Source organism: uncultured Algibacter sp. (genome assembly GCF_947490405.1).
Classification (GTDB): Bacteria; Bacteroidota; Bacteroidia; order Flavobacteriales; family Flavobacteriaceae; genus Algibacter_B.
Map to the genome: position 1 here is coordinate 201,163 of NZ_CANLGU010000007.1, position 16,589 is coordinate 217,751.

Annotated in this window: 12 protein-coding genes and 1 tRNA gene; 11 read left to right on the forward strand and 2 right to left on the reverse strand. The window is 34.4% G+C overall.

The features are described from left to right. Positions 1-10: 10 nt before the first annotated feature. The 10 genes from Q0772_RS14970 (at position 11) to Q0772_RS15015 (ending at position 11,858) form a co-directional block, all read left to right on the forward strand. Positions 11-83: transfer RNA gene (locus Q0772_RS14970), tRNA-Trp, on the forward strand. A gap of 48 nt (positions 84-131) precedes the next feature. Continuing rightward, positions 132-329, forward strand: coding sequence for a preprotein translocase subunit SecE (gene secE, locus Q0772_RS14975; protein ID WP_298346448.1), 198 nt, complete (start codon positions 132-134; stop codon positions 327-329). Positions 330-341: 12 nt separating this feature from the next. Then, entirely contained in the window at positions 342-896 is a 555-nt protein-coding gene (gene nusG, locus Q0772_RS14980) for a transcription termination/antitermination protein NusG (protein ID WP_298346450.1), read from the forward strand. A 70-nt stretch (positions 897-966) separates the two neighbouring features. Next, the gene (gene rplK / locus Q0772_RS14985) at positions 967-1,404 is read left to right on the forward strand and encodes a 50S ribosomal protein L11 (protein WP_298346452.1); all 438 of its coding nucleotides are present in this window, start codon (positions 967-969) and stop codon (positions 1,402-1,404) included. A gap of 20 nt (positions 1,405-1,424) precedes the next feature. Next, positions 1,425-2,114: a 50S ribosomal protein L1 gene (gene rplA, locus Q0772_RS14990; protein ID WP_298346454.1), complete on the forward strand. Its 690-nt coding sequence runs from the start codon at positions 1,425-1,427 to the stop codon at positions 2,112-2,114. A 20-nt stretch (positions 2,115-2,134) separates the two neighbouring features. Continuing rightward, on the forward strand, positions 2,135-2,656 hold the full coding sequence (rplJ, locus tag Q0772_RS14995; protein ID WP_298346456.1) for a 50S ribosomal protein L10: 522 nt from the start codon (positions 2,135-2,137) through the stop codon (positions 2,654-2,656). 73 nt (positions 2,657-2,729) lie between these two features. Next, a complete protein-coding gene (gene rplL, locus Q0772_RS15000; RefSeq protein ID WP_298346458.1) occupies positions 2,730-3,110 on the forward strand; it encodes a 50S ribosomal protein L7/L12 in 381 nt (126 codons plus the stop codon). A gap of 196 nt (positions 3,111-3,306) precedes the next feature. Continuing rightward, the gene (gene rpoB, locus Q0772_RS15005) at positions 3,307-7,119 is read left to right on the forward strand and encodes a DNA-directed RNA polymerase subunit beta (protein WP_298346460.1); all 3,813 of its coding nucleotides are present in this window, start codon (positions 3,307-3,309) and stop codon (positions 7,117-7,119) included. A 32-nt stretch (positions 7,120-7,151) separates the two neighbouring features. Beyond that, a complete protein-coding gene (gene rpoC / locus Q0772_RS15010) occupies positions 7,152-11,453 on the forward strand; it encodes a DNA-directed RNA polymerase subunit beta' (RefSeq protein ID WP_298346462.1) in 4,302 nt (1,433 codons plus the stop codon). Between the two features lie 87 nt (positions 11,454-11,540). Continuing rightward, a complete protein-coding gene (locus tag Q0772_RS15015) occupies positions 11,541-11,858 on the forward strand; it encodes a DUF3467 domain-containing protein (protein WP_298346464.1) in 318 nt (105 codons plus the stop codon). A gap of 40 nt (positions 11,859-11,898) precedes the next feature. Here Q0772_RS15015 and Q0772_RS15020 read toward each other — a convergent pair whose 3' ends face one another. Together Q0772_RS15020 and Q0772_RS15025 are read right to left on the reverse strand one after the other, a co-directional pair. After that, complete coding sequence (locus Q0772_RS15020; protein ID WP_366105885.1) at positions 11,899-12,156, reverse strand: (4Fe-4S)-binding protein; 258 nt, start codon at positions 12,154-12,156, stop codon at positions 11,899-11,901. 52 nt (positions 12,157-12,208) lie between these two features. Then, positions 12,209-13,798 carry a peptide chain release factor 3 gene (locus Q0772_RS15025; protein ID WP_298346466.1) on the reverse strand — a complete coding sequence of 530 codons (1,590 nt, stop codon included), beginning with the start codon at positions 13,796-13,798 and terminating at the stop codon, positions 12,209-12,211. Between the two features lie 497 nt (positions 13,799-14,295). Between Q0772_RS15025 and Q0772_RS15030 the strand changes: the two genes are divergently transcribed. Then, the coding region (locus tag Q0772_RS15030) for an Ig-like domain-containing protein (protein ID WP_298346468.1) at positions 14,296-16,589 on the forward strand (2,294 nt) is incomplete at its 3' end.

Here is a 16,589-nt window from a genome sequence, read left to right on the forward strand (position 1 = left end):
ACTTATATTTACGGGTTTAGCTCAGTTGGTAGAGCACTGGTCTCCAAAACCAGGTGTCGGGAGTTCGAGTCTCTCAACCCGTGCAATACAAAATTGAGTATCATTTCAATTTAGATAAAAAAAGAAATAACATGGCTGGAATTGTAAATTATATAAAAGAATCATTCGGGGAACTAAAAAATAATGTGACATGGCCTACTTGGGCTGAAGCACAAAGTTTAACAGTTTTAGTTGCTGTATTTTCAATTATATTTTCCCTTGCTATTTGGGGGGTTGATACAGTTTTTAGTAAAGTTATTGCAGCTTACTTTCAATGGATTAACGGTTAAAAGGAGAATTTTATGTCTGAAGTGAGTGAAAAAAAATGGTATGTTGTTCGCGCAGTAAGCGGTCAAGAGAATAAGATCAAAACCTACATCGAGAATGAAATTGCTCGTTTAGGTTTGCAGGATTACGTTGATCAAGTTCTTGTGCCTACAGAAAAAGTAATTCAAATCCGTAATGGAAAAAAGATTCAAAAAGAGAAAACTTTTTTTCCTGGATATATAATGGTTCAAGCAAACCTTACTGGTGAAGTACCTCATATCATAAGATCTGTTACTAACGTAATAGGATTTTTAGGTGAAACTAAAGGTGGTGATCCTGTGCCATTAAGACAATCTGAAGTAAACAGAATGTTAGGTAAAGTTGATGAACTGGCTGTAGAAGAATCAGCAAATGTCGCTATTCCTTTTACTAAGGGAGAAACGGTTAAAGTTATTGACGGACCTTTTAACGGGTTTGATGGAACTATTGAGAAGATAAATGAAGAAAAGCGTAAACTAGAAGTAATGGTTAAAATTTTCGGAAGAAAAACACCATTAGAATTAAGTTATATGCAAGTTGAAAAAGTATAATAGTGTTACATTAAGATAGATGAGTCTCTTGCTTCCAAAAAGAGATAACATCAAAATTAAATTATTAAAAATGGCAAAAGAATTAGGTAAAGTAGTTAAGTTACAAGTTCGGGGAGGTGCTGCGAATCCATCGCCACCGGTTGGACCCGCTTTAGGAGCTGCAGGTGTTAACATCATGGAGTTCTGTAAGCAATTCAATGCCAGAACCCAAGATAAGCCAGGTAAAGTATTACCAGTGGTTATATCTGTTTACAAAGACAAATCATTTGACTTTGTAATTAAAACTCCACCAGCTGCTGTTCAATTATTAGAACAAGCAAAGGTGAAGAAAGGGTCTGGAGAGCCAAACCGAAAAAAAGTAGCTAAAGTATCTTGGGATCAGATTAAAACTATTGCAGAAGACAAAATGGTAGATTTAAATGCATTTACTATTGAATCTGCTATGAAAATGGTTGCTGGTACAGCAAGATCGATGGGAATAACTGTAACAGGAAAATTTCCTTCTTAATCTATTAAAGACATTAGAAAATGGCAAGATTAACAAGAAAGCAAAAAGAAGCTTTAGCGAAAATTGAAAAAGGAAAACTTTATTCTGTTGATGAAGCATCAGCATTGATTAAAGATATTACCAATACTAAGTTTGACGCATCAGTCGATTTAGCAGTACGTTTAGGAGTAGATCCTCGTAAAGCTAATCAGATGGTAAGAGGTGTGGTTTCGTTACCACATGGTACAGGTAAAGACATGAAAGTATTAGCATTAGTAACACCAGATAAAGAAGCAGAAGCTAAAGAAGCTGGAGCTGATTACGTTGGTTTAGATGAGTACCTTGATAAAATTAAAGGTGGTTGGACAGATGTAGATGTTATCGTTACTATGCCAAGTGTTATGGGTAAATTAGGTCCTTTAGGACGTGTGTTAGGTCCTCGTGGTTTAATGCCTAACCCAAAAACAGGTACAGTAACTATGGATGTTGCTAAAGCTGTTAGCGAAGTAAAAGCTGGTAAAATTGACTTTAAAGTTGATAAAACTGGAATTGTACATGCAGCTATAGGAAAAGCATCTTTTAGTGCTGATAAAATTGCGGGTAACGCAAATGAATTATTAACAACATTAATGAAACTAAAACCGACAACCGCTAAAGGTGTTTACGTAAAGAGCATATTTATGTCTTCTACAATGAGCCCAAGTTTAGCGATTGATCCTAAAATTGGTTAATTAAGTTAAAACTTTAAATTATGACAAGAGAAGAAAAATCACAAGTAATTGAGGACTTAACTGCAGAATTAGCTAATAATGCAAATATCTATTTAACAGATATTTCAGGATTAAACGCAGGAACTACCTCAGATTTGCGTCGTGCAGCTTTTAAAGCAAACGTGCAAATGGCAGTTGTTAAAAATACATTACTTGAAAAAGCAATGGAGGCTTCTGATAAAGAATTTGGAGACCTTCCTACAGTTTTAAAAGGAAATACATCAGTGATGTATTCTGAAACAGGTAATGCACCGGCTAAGTTAATTAAGAACTTCCGTAAAAAATCTGAAAAACCTTTATTAAAAGGAGCTTTTATTGAGGAAGCAGTTTACATTGGTGACGAACAATTAGACATGTTAGTAGATATCAAGTCTAAGGAAGAGTTAATAGGAGAAATTGTAACATTATTACAATCTCCTGCTAAAAATGTTATTTCTGCACTTAAATCAGGTGGAGGTACTTTGGCTGGAATTATTAAAACACTATCTGAAAAAGAAGGATAGTATTAAACAGTACGCACTTATTACAATTATATTATTATTATTATTATTAAAAAATTATTAAAACGATAGAAAAATGGCAGATTTAAAAGATTTCGCAGAACAATTAGTTAACTTATCAGTTAAAGACGTGAATGAGTTAGCAACTATATTAAAAGATGAGTATGGTATCGAGCCTGCTGCTGCAGCTGTAGCAGTTGCTGCTGGTGGAGGTGCTGCTGGTGGTGGAGACGCTGCTGAAGAGCAAACTGAATTTGATGTAATCTTAAAAGCAGCAGGTGGTTCTAAATTAGCTGTTGTAAAATTAGTTAAGGAATTAACTGGTTTAGGATTAAAAGAAGCTAAAGGTTTAGTTGACGATGCACCATCTCCAATTAAAGAAGGTGTAGCTAAAGATGAAGCTGAAGCTTTAAAAGCATCTTTAGAAGAGGCTGGAGCTGAGGTTGAGCTTAAGTAAGCTTAATTACTCAATAATACAAAGGTTTAGGTATATCCCGCATTAAGGCGGGATAACACCTAGACCATTTTGCGTATATAAACATATACGCAAATAAATTGCAAAAGCAGTTTTCTAAGTAGGTTAGATATTTCGCTGTTTTATCTAGTGTTTAAAACACTATCAAAATATTTTTTAATCAAAATTCCGTCCATTGATGTTGTCAACACAAGCTGAAAGATTAAATTTCTCCTCTATTGTAAATAGAACGGAATATCCAGATTTCTTGGATATTCAGATAAAATCCTTCCAGGATTTTTTCCAATTAGAAACAAAGTCTGAAGAAAGAGGTGATGAAGGTTTATACAATACCTTCATGGAAAACTTTCCAATTACAGATTCTCGTAATCAATTTGTTTTAGAATTTTTAGATTACTTCGTTGATCCACCAAGATATGCTATTGAAGAGTGTATTGAAAGAGGATTAACTTACAGTGTGCCGCTAAAAGCTAGGTTAAAGTTATATTGTACAGATCCTGAACATGAGGATTTCGAAACAATTGTTCAAGATGTATACTTAGGAACTATCCCTTACATGACACCTTCTGGTACATTTTGTATCAACGGTGCAGAGCGTGTAGTGGTATCACAATTACACCGTTCACCAGGGGTTTTCTTTGGTCAATCTTTCCATGCCAATGGAACAAAATTATATTCAGCAAGGGTAATTCCTTTCAAAGGCTCTTGGATTGAGTTTGCAACAGACATCAATCAAGTGATGTATGCATACATTGATAGAAAGAAAAAATTACCTGTTACTACGCTTTTCCGTGCTATTGGTTTTGAACGTGATAAAGATATCTTAGAGATTTTTGACTTAGCAGAAGAGGCTAAAGTTTCAAAAACAGGATTAAAGAAATATTTAGGAAGAAAATTAGCAGCACGTGTATTAAATACATGGCATGAAGATTTTGTTGATGAAGATACAGGGGAAGTAGTATCTATTGAGCGTAATGAAATTGTGCTTGATCGTGATACGATTCTTGATAAAGAAAATATAGAAGAAATTCTCGAAGCTGGTGTAAAAACTATCTTATTACATAAAGAAGATCAAGATAAAGGCGATTATGCTATCATTCATAATACACTTCAAAAAGATCCAACAAACTCTGAAAAAGAAGCTGTTGAGCATATCTATAGACAATTGCGTAATGCTGAACCGCCAGATGAAGAAACGGCTCGTGGTATTATAGATAAGTTATTCTTTTCTGACCAACGTTACTCTTTAGGTGAAGTTGGGCGTTATAGAATGAATAAAAAATTAGGTTTAGATATCGGAATGGATAAGCAAGTGCTTACCAAAGAAGATATTATTACTATTATAAAATACTTAATTGAGCTAATTAACTCTAAAGCAGAGATTGATGATATCGATCACTTATCAAACCGTCGTGTACGTACGGTAGGTGAACAATTATCCTCTCAGTTTGGTGTTGGTTTAGCACGTATGGCAAGAACTATACGTGAGCGTATGAATGTACGTGACAACGAAGTGTTTACACCAATAGATTTAATTAATGCAAAGACATTATCGTCTGTTATTAATTCATTCTTTGGAACAAACCAGTTATCTCAGTTTATGGATCAAACGAATCCATTAGCAGAGATCACACACAAACGTCGTTTATCGGCATTAGGACCAGGTGGTCTATCAAGAGAACGCGCAGGGTTTGAGGTACGTGATGTACACTATACACACTACGGAAGACTTTGTCCTATTGAAACACCAGAGGGACCAAATATTGGTTTAATTTCTTCACTTTCTGTATTTGCTAAAGTGAATTCTATGGGATTCATTGAAACACCATATAGAAAAGTAACTGATGGTGTAGTTGATATTAAAAATACACCTACATATTTAAGTGCTGAAGAAGAAGAAGAAAAATTAATCGCTCAAGCTACTGTAGAGGTTGATGGAGATGGTAAAATTTTACACGATAAGGTAATTGCAAGAATGGAAGGAGATTTCCCTGTGATTGATCCAAACGAATTGCATTATACTGATGTTGCACCAAACCAAATATCGTCTATTTCGGCATCTTTAATTCCATTCTTAGAGCATGATGATGCAAACCGTGCATTGATGGGATCAAACATGATGCGTCAAGCAGTACCATTATTAAGAGTAGACGCACCTATTGTAGGAACAGGTTTAGAACGTCAAGTCGCTTCAGATTCTAGAGTATTAATTAATGCTGAGGGTACTGGAGAAGTTCTTTATGTAGATGCTAATGAAATTAAAATCAAATACGATCGTACTGAGGATGAAGCTAAAGTAAGTTTTGATAGCGATATTAAAACATATCCATTAGTAAAATTCAGAAAAACGAATCAAGGGACTTCTATTAACTTGAAACCAATTGTGGTTAAGGGAGATAAGGTAACTAAAGGTCAGGTATTATGTGAAGGTTATGCAACTCAAAAAGGCGAGTTAGCACTTGGTAGAAATATGAAAGTTGCTTTTATGCCATGGAAAGGGTATAACTTTGAGGATGCGATTGTAATATCTGAAAAAGTTGTTCGTGAAGATATTTTTACATCTATTCATATTGATGAGTATTCTCTTGAGGTTAGAGATACAAAATTAGGTAACGAGGAATTAACAAATGATATTCCAAACGTTTCGGAAGAAGCTACAAAAGACCTTGATGAACATGGTATGATTCGCGTTGGTGCTGAAGTGAAGCCTGGTGATATTTTAATTGGTAAGATTACACCAAAAGGTGAATCTGATCCAACCCCAGAAGAGAAGTTATTACGTGCTATCTTTGGTGATAAAGCTGGTGATGTGAAAGATGCATCTCTAAAAGCTTCACCATCATTAAATGGAGTTGTAATTGAGAAGAAATTATTCGCTAGAGCTGTAAAAGATAAGCGAAAGAGAGCTCAAGATAAAGATGATATCTTAGCATTAGAAGCTCAATATGATAGAAAGTTTGATGAACTAAAAGATGTTTTAGTTGAAAAGCTTTTTGCTATTGTTAATGGGAAAACAGCTCAAGGTATTTTTAATGATTTAGGTGAAGAAGTATTACCAAAGGGTAAGAAGTTTACACTTAAAATGTTGAATGCTGTTGATGATTATGCGCATTTAGTTTCTGGAAAATGGACAACTGATGATCATACTAATAAGTTAGTAGCTGATTTAATTCACAATTATAAGATTAAAGAAAACGATTTACAAGGTTCTTTACGTCGTGAGAAGTTTACTATTTCTGTAGGTGATGAGTTACCAGCAGGTATTATTAAATTAGCTAAAGTTTATATCGCTAAAAAACGTAAGCTTAAAGTAGGTGATAAAATGGCAGGACGTCATGGTAACAAAGGTATTGTTGCACGTATTGTTCGTCAAGAAGATATGCCATTCTTAGAAGATGGAACGCCTGTTGATATTGTACTAAATCCATTAGGAGTACCATCTCGTATGAATATAGGCCAGATCTATGAAACAGTATTAGGATGGGCAGGACAAAAACTAGGTCGTAAATATGCAACACCAATCTTTGATGGTGCTACTATAGATCAAATTAACGGATTTACAGATGAAGCTGGAATTCCAAGATATGGTCATACGTATTTATATGACGGTGGAACAGGAGAGCGTTTTGATCAACCAGCAACAGTTGGTGTGATTTACATGCTGAAACTAGGACATATGGTTGACGATAAAATGCACGCACGTTCTATAGGACCTTACTCATTAATTACACAACAACCATTGGGTGGTAAAGCTCAGTTTGGTGGTCAGCGTTTTGGTGAGATGGAAGTATGGGCACTTGAAGCTTATGGTGCATCAAGTACCTTGCGTGAGATCTTAACTGTAAAATCTGATGATGTTATTGGTAGAGCTAAAACTTACGAAAGTATAGTTAAAGGAGAACCAATGCCAGATCCAGGTTTACCAGAATCTTTCAACGTATTAATGCATGAATTGAAAGGTTTAGGGTTAGACATCAGATTAGAGGAGTAGTTAATTAATTAAATTCATTTCAACCATTTATTATGGCAAGAAAACAAGATAAAAACGCAGTTAAGAGGTTTAATAAAATCTCAATTGGTTTAGCATCACCAGAAGCTATTTTAGCAGAATCTAGAGGTGAAGTTTTAAAACCAGAAACTATCAATTATCGTACACACAAACCTGAACGTGATGGTTTGTTCTGTGAGCGTATTTTTGGTCCTGTAAAGGATTATGAATGTGCTTGTGGTAAATATAAAAGAATACGCTATAAGGGAATCGTTTGTGACCGTTGTGGAGTAGAAGTAACTGAAAAGAAAGTTCGTAGAGATAGAGTAGGGCATATTAATTTAGTTGTACCTGTTGCTCATATTTGGTACTTCCGTTCGTTACCAAATAAAATTGGTTATTTACTTGGTTTACCATCTAAGAAATTGGATATGATTATTTACTACGAACGTTACGTAGTAATTCAGCCAGGTTTAGCTAAAAATGAAGAAGGTGAGCCATTACAAAAAATGGATTTCCTTACTGAAGAAGAATATTTAAACATTTTAGAAGAGCTTCCTCAAGATAATCAGTATTTAGATGATGAAGACCCAAATAAGTTTTTGGCTAAAATGGGTGCTGAGTGTTTAATAGACCTATTGGCAAGAATTGATTTAGAGTCATTGTCTTATGAGTTACGTCACAAAGCAAACACAGAAACGTCTAAGCAACGTAAGACTGAAGCTTTAAAGCGTTTACAGGTTGTTGAATCTTTAAAAGAATCGAATAACAATCGAGAGAACCGTCCAGAATGGATGATTATGAAGGTTGTGCCAATTATTCCACCAGAATTACGTCCATTAGTGCCGTTAGATGGTGGTCGTTTTGCAACTTCAGATTTAAATGATTTATACCGTCGTGTAATTATTCGTAATAACCGTCTTAAGCGTTTGGTTGAAATAAAAGCACCAGAGGTTATATTACGTAATGAAAAACGTATGTTGCAAGAATCTGTTGATTCACTATTTGATAACACACGTAAATCATCTGCAGTAAAAACAGATTCTAACAGACCATTAAAATCATTATCAGATTCATTAAAAGGTAAACAAGGACGTTTTCGTCAAAACTTACTTGGTAAGCGTGTAGATTATTCAGCACGTTCTGTAATTGTTGTTGGTCCAGAATTGAAATTATTTGAATGTGGATTGCCAAAAAATATGGCAGCTGAGTTATATAAGCCTTTCGTCATTAGAAAATTAATTGAAAGAGGTATTGTTAAAACAGTAAAGTCTGCAAAGAAAATTATAGATAAAAGAGAGCCTGTGGTTTGGGATATTTTGGAAAATGTGCTTAAAGGCCATCCAGTATTACTTAACCGTGCTCCTACATTACACCGTTTGGGTATTCAAGCATTTCAACCAAAGTTAATTGAGGGGAAAGCAATTCAATTACACCCATTAGTATGTACAGCATTTAATGCGGATTTTGATGGTGACCAAATGGCGGTACACTTGCCATTAGGGCCAGAGGCTATTTTGGAATGTCAATTACTAATGTTGGCATCACATAATATTTTGAATCCTGCTAATGGTTCGCCTGTAACTGTACCTTCTCAAGATATGGTTCTTGGTCTCTACTATATGACAAAAGAGCGTAAGTCTACTAAAGAATTACCTATTAAAGGTGAAGGTTTAACATTTTATTCTCCGGAGGAAGTTGAAATTGCTTTCAATGAGAAACGTGTAGACCTAAATGCAGGTATCAAGGTAAGAACTATAGATATTAATGAAGATGGTAAGCTTGATAGAATGATTGTTGAAACTACTGTTGGTCGTGTATTGTTTAACCAACACGTACCGCAAGCAGCAGGATTCATTAATCAAGTCCTAACTAAAAAATCATTAAGAGATATTATTGGTGATATTTTAAAAGTAACATCAGTTCCTGAAACGGCAAATTTCTTAGATAGTATTAGAACTTTAGGATTTAAATTCGCCTTCCAAGGGGGATTATCATTTAGTTTAGGTGATATTATTATTCCACCAGAGAAGCAAGGAATGATTGATAAAGCTAATGGTTTAGTTGACGGTATTACTGGTAACTATAACATGGGGCTTATAACTAATAACGAACGTTACAATCAAGTTATTGATATTTGGACGTCTACCAATGCAGAATTGACAGAACTGTCTATGAAGCGTATTAGAGAAGACCAACAAGGATTTAACTCAGTGTTTATGATGCTTGATTCTGGAGCTCGTGGATCTAAAGAACAGATTCGTCAGCTTACAGGTATGCGTGGATTAATGGCAAAGCCTAAAAAATCTAATGCAGGTGGAGGAGAGATTATTGAAAACCCTATTCTTTCTAACTTTAAAGAAGGCCTTTCAATTTTAGAATACTTTATTTCTACACACGGTGCACGTAAAGGACTTGCTGATACCGCTCTTAAAACAGCAGATGCAGGTTATTTAACACGTCGTTTGGTAGATGTATCTCAAGATGTAATTATCAATACTGAAGATTGTGGTACATTAAGAGGTGTTGAAGTTGAGCCATTAAAGAAGAATGATGAAGTTGTTGAAAAACTAGAAGAGCGAATTGTTGGTCGTGTGTCATTAAACGATGTACATAATCCACTAACTGATGAGTTGTTAGTTTCAGCAGGTCAATTAATCGAAGATGATATTGCTAAAGCAATTGAGGCATCTCCAATTGAAAGTTTAGAAGTACGTTCTGCATTAACATGTGAGGCGTTGCAAGGTATTTGTGCTAAATGCTACGGTAGAAACTTAGCAACTGGTAAAATGGTACAGCGTGGAGAAGCAGTGGGTGTAGTTGCTGCACAATCTATTGGTGAACCAGGTACACAGCTTACCTTACGTACGTTCCACGTGGGTGGGATTGCAGGAAACATCTCAGAAGATAACAAATTAGCTGTTAAGTTTGATGGTGTTGCCGAAATAGAAGATTTAAAAACAGTTAAAGGAAAAGATAATGAAGGAAATGACATTGATATTGTTATTTCAAGAACATCTGAACTTAAACTTACAGATAAGAAAACAGGTATTGTTTTAAGTAATAATAATATCCCTTACGGTTCTACTATTTTTGTTAAGACTGGAGATAACTTGAAAAAAGGAGATGTTGTTTGTACATGGGATCCATATAATGGTGTAATTATTTCAGAGTTCGCTGGTAAAGTGAAGTATGAAAATATTGAGCAAGGTATTACTTACCAAGTTGAAATTGATGAGCAAACAGGATTCCAAGAGAAAGTAATTTCTGAGTCTAGAAACAAAAAGCTTATTCCAACACTTCACATTGAAGATTCCAAAGGTGAAACAATTCGTTCTTATAATTTACCAGTTGGTGCACACTTAATGATTGATGATGGTGAGAAAATTAATGTTGGTAAGATTTTAGTTAAGATTCCTCGTAAATCTGCTAAAGCTGGAGATATTACTGGTGGTCTTCCTCGTGTAACAGAGTTATTTGAAGCACGTAACCCTTCTAATCCAGCAGTTGTAAGTGCGATTGATGGAGTGGTGTCTTTCGGTAAAATTAAAAGAGGTAACCGTGAGATTATCGTTGAATCTAAATTAGGAGATATTAAGAAGTACTTAGTTAAGTTATCTAATCAAATTCTTGTACAAGAAAATGATTATGTAAAAGCAGGTATGCCTTTATCTGATGGTTCAATAACACCTAATGATATTTTAAATATCAAAGGGCCTTCAGCTGTTCAACAATACTTAGTGAATGAAGTACAAGAAGTATATCGTTTACAAGGTGTGAAGATAAATGATAAGCACTTTGAAGTTGTTGTTAGACAAATGATGCGTAAAGTTAGAATTATTGATTCTGGTGATACTATCTTCTTAGAAGATCAATTAGCTCATAAAGCTGATTTCATTAAAGAAAATGATGAAATCTTTGGAATGAAAGTTATTGAAGACGCTGGAGATTCAGTAAATCTTAAGCCAGGGCAGATTATTTCACCTCGTGAGTTAAGAGATGAAAATTCGATTCTACGTAGAGAAGATAAGCAACTTGTAGTAGCAAGAGATGCACAACCTGCAACAGCTACGCCAATATTACAAGGTATTACAAGAGCTTCTCTTCAAACAAAATCGTTTATCTCAGCAGCCTCTTTCCAAGAAACTACTAAAGTACTTAATGAGGCAGCAGTAGCCGGTAAAGTAGATACTTTAGAAGGCTTGAAAGAAAATGTAATTGTAGGACACAGAATTCCTGCAGGTACTGGTATGAGAAGTTATACGGACATCATTGTGGGTTCAAAAGAAGAATTTGACGAAATGATGCAAGTAAAGCAAGAGTTAAATTATAATTAATATTAATTCCTGCGGAGGTAGGAATATATAAAAACAAAAGCCTTCATGTATATTTAATACTTGGGGGCTTTTTTAAATTGTACTATTATGGCTGAGGAAAAAGACAAACAAAACCAAGGACAAATTAACATAGAGTTAGATGAGAAAGTAGCAGAGGGGACATATTCTAACCTTGCAATTATAAACCATTCAGTTTCAGAATTTGTTGTAGACTTTGTAAATATTATGCCTGGGGTTCCTAAGAATAAAGTTAAATCTAGAATCATTTTAACTCCACAACATGCAAAACGTTTACTAAAAGCATTAGGAGATAATGTGAAGCGATTTGAAAATGCTCATGGTGAAATTAAAGATTACGAGCAACCACCAATACCTCTTAACTTTGGGCCAACTGGTCAAGCTTAAAAGATTAAAAAAGCCTATGAATTTTCATAGGCTTTTTTTATTAAGCCACTACTTTTTTATTGCTTTTAAATTTTAAAGTACCAGATGGACATTTCCTTATTTGCTTCTCGATATCTTTAACGGGAGCTGCATCTATATCTATCCAAGGAATTACAGAATCTCTAAATACAGCCGAAAGCTGTTTGGAGTAGGTGTCGGATTGTTTGCATATACAAGGGTCGTAGGTTACAGTAATCGTTTTATTACTAAATTCATCAGTGTTAATTTTTATAAGTAAATCAATTTGAGTTAGATTCAGTTAGTTAAATAAAAAATACGACTAAATACGTTCTTTCCATAAAAGTGCCAAATCATTTAAACTCTGAGACAAAATGAAATTTTAAACTTGGGTACTTTTGTTGACTCATTTGAAGTGAAAAAGGGGAGTCAGCTAAAAAAACCAATTGGTCTCTTTTATCCTTGGCCAAAAATCGTTGTTTAACTCTAATGAATTCCTTGTATTCATCACTTTTTTCATCTTCAGCTTCAATCCAACATGCTTTATGTACGTTTAAATTTTCGTAAGTACATTTTGCTCCATACTCGTGTTCAAGTCTGTATTGTATAACTTCATACTGTAAAGCCCCTACTGTACCAATTACCTTCCTGCCATTAAGTTCTAGGGTAAATAGTTGTGCAACACCTTCATCCATTAATTGATCGATACCTTTGTAAAGTTGTTTAGATTTTAAAGGGTCTGCATTATTAATGTACCTGAAGTGTTCTGGTGAAAAACTTGGTACACCTTTATAATTGAGTACTTCACCTTCTGTTAAAGTATCACCTATTTTAAAAGTACCAGTATCTTGTAAACCAACAATATCACCAGGGTAGGATATATCAACTATCTCTTTCTTTTCAGCAAAAAACGCATTAGGACTTGAGAATTTTACTTTCTTATTATGTCTTACATGTAAATAAGGTGTATTGCGTTTAAATTCACCCGAAACTATTTTTACGAAAGCAAGTCTGTTTCTGTGATTGGGATCCATGTTAGCATGAATTTTAAAAACAAAACCGCTAAATTTTTGTTCATCTGGTTTTACTAAACGTTCTTCACTTTGTTTAGCTCTAGGTTTTGGAGCAATCTCTACAAAACAATCTAATAATTCTCTTACTCCAAAATTATTTAAGGCAGACCCAAAAAATACGGGTTGCTGGTTTCCATTTAAGTATTCTTCTTTATTAAAACCTGGGTAAATACCTTCTACTAATTCAATTTCCTCTCTTAAAGTATTTGCTGAATCTTCACCAATTAAATTATCTAATTCCGAAGACGATAAATCTGAAATCTCAATGGTTTCTTCAATATCTTTTCTACTATCTCCGCTAAACAAATTAATATTTTTCTCCCATAGATTATAAATACCTTTAAATTCATAACCCATACCAATAGGAAAGCTTAAGGGGGTTACTTTTAAACCTAATTTTTGTTCAACTTCATCTAATAAATCAAAAGCGTCTTTTCCCTCTCTATCTAATTTATTGATAAAAACAATCATAGGGATATTTCGCATACGGCAAACTTCAACTAATTTTTCTGTTTGTTCTTCAACACCTTTCGCTACATCTATAACTACGATTACGCTGTCAACAGCTGTTAAAGTTCTAAAGGTATCCTCAGCAAAATCTTTATGTCCAGGTGTATCAAGAATATTAATTTTTATACCGTCATATTCAAAAGCTAAAACTGAAGTAGCAACAGAGATACCACGTTGACGCTCAATTTCCATAAAATCACTCGTAGCTCCTTTTTTTATTTTGTTACTCTTTACCGCACCAGCTTCTTGAATTGCTCCACCAAAAAGTAATAACTTTTCCGTTAAGGTAGTTTTTCCTGCATCTGGATGAGAGATAATTCCGAAAGTTCGTCGTCTATTTATTTCTTTAATAAATGTCATATGGTTTAATTAAAAGCGATTGCAAATATAGTGGTATAAAACATATATTTTAAAACCAATACTACCATACTTTAACCTTTAATAAAAAAATGCTTGTTTTTAAGTGACTAACAAAGGTTTTTGTGTCTAAATTTTTAAAGAAACAATTTTTAAATATTTTTTCGAGTAGTCAGTGAGTAGTTGTATTAATAGTTTGTAGTATTTGCATTTAATATTTTTATCATAAATTAATTGATATCATACGATCAATTTTCAAATTTTAGATTTCATAATCGTTTTTAAAATTTTATTAACAAATGTTAATTTTTTATATGTATTAGCGAAAATTTAATTCTCTCAAACAAGCATAGTGTCTGAAAATCTCATCTTTTTTTACGAAAGAATACCCTTTTCTACATTTTTAATGTTTATAACATACCCTCAGTAATATGATATATTTTACACGATTCTCAACTAATTTAAAATTTAATTTGCTTTACGTTTGTTTAGTTTTTTTATTGCTTGCAAATGTTAATGTACTTGCCCAAACTCAGCCAACATTTAATTTATCTCAAGGCCCAACTTTATTAGCAAATGGAGCTGCCGCTGAACAAATAGGAGCTAAGTATATTTATCAAGATATTGAGTTTTCTTCAGATGGAGTGCTAATTGATGCTATAGTAACTATAGTAGATAAAGTAAATATGGATGAACCCAATGCTGATTCATTTACTATTGATTCTACTTTAGGAGTGGACGATAGATTTGAGCCAACTGTTAATACTGGTGCTGGAGATGGTTATGTAGAATGGCAAGTTGAATTTGTACTTGATGGAACAGTTATTGATGCTAACGATGTTGGTGTGAGAGCTAGGTTAGATAGTTTTGCAGTTGAAGCTATAGATGTTGATGGTTTTGAGTATTTTGAAGTTATTGTAACAGATTCATATACTATAGAGGGAGGAACTACACCTGCGACAGAATTAGTGGTATCTCAAAATGGACCATGGACAAGGTTTCAAAGTGATGTTGATTTTGCACCTGGAATAAGTGCCGCCAATACTCAATATGTTGTAAGGGTCGATTATACTAACATTAGTACAATTAACTTTAGAAATGGTAGTTCAAATGATAGTAATAACAGGCAAAACTCTATAAGCTTCTTAGGAGAGGTGACTTTTGATATAGAGAATACAACTACAGTCAATGAACCTCCAGTTGTTATTGATAATCTTGGAAACATAATTAGTTCTAATTCTTCATTTTCAGATAATGTACTTACGGGTTCAAGTGATCCTGATGGAAATTTAGACCCGACAACAGTAAGACTTATAGACCCTAGTAATCCTGCTAATCAGGGTACTGTTGGAAATCCATTAGTCATTACAGGAATTGGAACTTATACTGTTGATAATAGTGGTAATGTAATTTTTATTCCGGAAACTGACTACATAGGAGATGCTTCTATTTTGTTTAGTGTTGAAGATGATTTAGGTGTAAGTTCTAATCAAGGGAATTTACAAATTACTGTCGTTGATAGATGTAATGCTACTGCATCTGGGAATTTGGATAGTGATGATGATAATATAAGTGATATATGTGATGACGATGACGATAACGATGGTATTCTAGATATAGACGAAGGCTTTTCAACAACAACCAATTCACAACCAGCTTGTGGATCGCAAACAGTATTAAATTTTAATAATGCATTTACTGAAGAACCTGGAGGTGATGGTAATAATAGTACATTTTTACAAGGGGAAACTTTTAGGTTCCCAAATGTTGCTCTAGGTATTGATGCCTTGGTAACTGTAGTGGAACTTAATGGAACTACGTTACCAACTCTTGATGATAATGGTTCTAATCCTAATTCGTTTCAACCGCAATCTGCTTTTAGTCTCGCAAATATAGGAGACCAAGCATATACAGAATTTAGGTTTGATTTTGTGACTACTGGAGGAGCAGTTGGTGTTAATGATGTGATTATCCCCGAATTTTTTGTGAATTTTAATGATGTTGATGGCAACAGTAGTTACAGTGAGCAAAATTGGTCACAATTGCCTGTTGGTTATTTCGTTGATGACCCTACAGAATTAACGATAAATACAGTTGACAATTTTGTAGTAGGTACTTCAGGTGTTATTGAATATCCTGGAGTAACGAATACTTTTCCTCAAGTTAATTATGCAACCCAACATTCAGGTAAATCCTCGTATACAATACGTCTGGGTGTTATAGCAAAGGTTGCAGGAGCATCAGCAAGTGGGCGACAACATAATGTTGAATTTGATTGTGCTTCAAATTTTACAAATCCTTCAAGTACGACTACTGTTGATACTGATGGAGATGGTATTGCAGATCATATAGACACGGATAGTGACGGTGATGGTTGTCCTGACGCTGTTGAAGGTACTTTAAGTATCCTTTCTTCTCAATTAGATGGTAACGATAGAATACCTGGTGGAGTAAGTTCAACAGGTGTACCTAATGCTGCCAATTCTGGAAGTGGTCAAGGAGTAGGTAATGCTACTAATGCTAGCGTTTCTGCTTGTGAGCCAACGGCTGTAGATGATACGGCAAGTGTAGATGAAGACGACACGGTAAACATTGTCGTATTAGATGATGATGATTTTGGAGGCGATGGTCCAAGCACAGGTACTATAAGTATCACTAGTGGCCCAAGCAATGGAACAGCTACGGTAAACGATGGCAACACACCAAACGATCCAACGGATGATACGATTGATTACACCCCAAATGCGGATTATAACGGTCCTGACCAGATCACCTATGAGATATGTGATGCAGA